Here is a 361-nt window from a genome sequence, read left to right on the forward strand (position 1 = left end):
GAACTGTTAGTCAAAGAGAAAAACAGGCAGCAAATTATGGGGAAGCGATTGGAGGCATCCCACAAACGAATGCTAAAGGCTTTTGAAAAAGAGATCGCCTGGGTCGAAGATCGGTTGGACAAGGCGGTTGAGAAAGAGGCTTCATGGTCCACTAAGAAGCAGCTGTTACTCATCGTGCCAGGGATTGGCAATACCCTAGCGTACACTCTACTCGCAGACTTCCCTGAGCTGGGTACACTAACCAATAAGCAAGCAGCGGCTCTGGTTGGACTTGCACCGATTAACCGCGACAGCGGTAAACTCAAAGGCAAACGGCGCATATTTGGTGGTCGAAAATCGGTTCGTACCACGATGTATATGG

1 pseudogene is annotated in these 361 nt (G+C 49.3%); it reads left to right on the forward strand.

From position 1 onward, the window contains the following. Nucleotides 1-162: 162 nt before the first annotated feature. A pseudogene (locus tag MIB40_RS19905) lies at nucleotides 163-361 on the forward strand (transposase); the annotation flags it as partial.

The organism is Aestuariirhabdus haliotis, assembly GCF_023509475.1.
GTDB lineage: Bacteria > Pseudomonadota > Gammaproteobacteria > Pseudomonadales > Aestuariirhabdaceae > Aestuariirhabdus > Aestuariirhabdus haliotis.